Source organism: Kitasatospora sp. MBT63 (assembly GCF_000710465.2).
Taxonomy (GTDB): domain Bacteria; phylum Actinomycetota; class Actinomycetes; order Streptomycetales; family Streptomycetaceae; genus Kitasatospora.
The window spans coordinates 24424-26464 of the sequence record NZ_JAIZ01000651.1; the positions used below are offsets into that span (position 1 = coordinate 24424).

Here is a 2041-nt window from a genome sequence, read left to right on the forward strand (position 1 = left end):
GGTTCCAGGACGACATGCTGGACGACATCACCGACTGGGTGCGGGCGGGCGGCCCGGGGGTGGCCGACGCCCCGGGGACCTTGGACCTCCAGGCGTTCGCGGTGTCCCGCCGGGTCCGCGAGGGGCTCCCGGAGCAGGCGCGCTGACCGGCCGAATCCACCCTGGCTGATGGTCAGCATCTCGGTTCGGCTGATGAGAACGGGCCGGTGTCCCTACGCTGCTGGTGTCCTGATGTGTGACCAGGGGGGATGCGACGATGTTCTACTTCTCGATCCTGCTTCTTGCCGCCGGCGTCGTGCTGGTGGTGCTCAGGCGCCGTTCCGTGGTCGAGTTCCGGTTCGCGATGCTCACCGGGGTGCTGGTGGGTGCGGTCGGACTGCTGCTGGGGCTGAGCACGTTCGTGTACGTGGTGGAGCCGTACCAGGTCGGGGTGCCGACCTCGCTCGGTTCGGTGGGTTCGACCTGGCAGCCGGGGCTGCACCTGAAGACGCCGCTGACCGAGGTCACCACGTTCTCGACCCGGCCCTCGGACCTCAACCTGACCGGCAACGACACGGTCGAGGTCCGCTCGTCCGAGGGCGGGGTGCTGTACGTCGACCTGACCGTGAAGTGGTCGATCGACCCGCAGCACGCGCTGGCGCTCTACAAGCTGTCCGGCAGCTCGGACGGCGTCCAGCAGCGGCTGGTCTACCCGGACACCCGGGAGATCGTGCGCAACGTCTTCGCCAAGCACACCAGCGTGGAGGGCTACGCCTCGCAGCGGGAGGTCATCAACTCCGAGATGGAGCAGATCATCACGGGCCGGCTGGCGCCGCGCGGGATCATCGTGAACGGCGTGAACCTGCGCAACGTCAAGCCCAGTGACGTCCTGCAGAAGGCGATCGACCAGAAGATCCAGCAGGACCAGGCGACCGAGCAGGCCGCGGCCGCGGTGCTGACCGCCAAGGCGGAGGCGGAGAAGCGCCGGATCGAGGCGGAGAGCCAGGCCCAGGCCAACACGGTGATCGCCAACTCGCTGACCGACCGGATCCTGATGAGCCAGTGCATCGACGCGTTCAAGGCCGCGGCCGAGAAGAACCCGGTGTACGCCAGCCCGTGCGGCTCGGGGGCGGGCGGCAGCGCGCCGCTGATCGTGGACGGCACCAAGCGTTAGGCGGGGGTCTCAGGCCGGCGGGGCGGGGCGGCGGCCGGCGCCCTCCGGCCAGACCACCTCGACCGGGATGCCGGCCCGGCGGGCGGCGGCGACCATGTGGGCGGTGCCGCCGCGGCCGTTGCCGGGCAGGCCGTCCCAGACCGCGACCAACAGGTCGGCCCGGCGCAGCAGTTCGGTGTTGGCCGCTTCGTAGGCGTCGGCGTCCGGGGTGTCGAACGGCAGGACGAGCACCTCGGCGGCGGCGTGCCGGAGCCGGTCGAACTCGGCGGTGTAGCCGGCGTCGAGGGTGTCCCGGTAGGCGGGGGAGGGGATCACCGCGACCAGGGCCCCGCCGGCGGCCAGCACGGCGTCGGCGAACAGGGCGTCGGCGCCCGGGGCCAGGCAGGAGACGCCGGTGAGGGCGGCGGCGGGGTGGCCGGCCAGCAGGCGGCCGAGGGCCGCGCGGACCAGGTGGACGGTCGGGTCGGTGAGGTGGAGATGGCCGGTCACCGCGATCACCGTCACTGGCACTCCTCCTGTCGGCTGACCGGATGCTACCGGCGGGCGGGGCGCCGCGGCGGGCGCAGTCCGCAATCGTCGCCCGACGACCGGAACGGACCGGTGGTGACGTGGCCGCCGCGCCCGCGCCGCCCGTACGCCCCGGCGCCCGCGCGCGGGCCCCGCCCGTACGCCCGGCGCTGCCCTGCCGGCCCCCGGCACTACGGCTGGGGTCCGGCGGTGGTGAGCCCGGCGCGTTCGGCGAGCACCCCGGCCTGGAACCGGCTGTCGGCCTGGAGGGTCTCCAGGATCTCGGCGATGTGCCGCCGGCAGGTCCGCAGCGAGACGCCGAGCCGGCGGGCGATCACCTCGTCCTTGGCGCCTTCGGCGAGCATCCGGACCACGGCCCGG

At 73.2% G+C, this 2041-nt stretch carries 3 protein-coding genes; 1 reads left to right on the forward strand and 2 read right to left on the reverse strand.

The window, feature by feature from the left end; translation table 11 throughout:
- Nucleotides 1-256: 256 nt before the first annotated feature.
- Nucleotides 257-1153 (forward strand): prohibitin family protein, encoded by an 897-nt coding sequence (locus AA75_RS34265; RefSeq protein WP_033824261.1) that lies wholly within the window; start codon nucleotides 257-259, stop codon nucleotides 1151-1153.
- A 9-nt stretch (nucleotides 1154-1162) separates the two neighbouring features.
- On the opposite strand, the gene AA75_RS34270 is transcribed toward AA75_RS34265, so the two are convergent.
- Nucleotides 1163-1657 (reverse strand): hypothetical protein, encoded by a 495-nt coding sequence (locus tag AA75_RS34270; RefSeq protein ID WP_033824262.1) that lies wholly within the window; start codon nucleotides 1655-1657, stop codon nucleotides 1163-1165.
- A 194-nt stretch (nucleotides 1658-1851) separates the two neighbouring features.
- Nucleotides 1852-2041, reverse strand: a 190-nt coding sequence (locus tag AA75_RS34275) for a response regulator transcription factor (RefSeq protein ID WP_149038543.1), incomplete at its 5' end; no start/stop codon positions are given.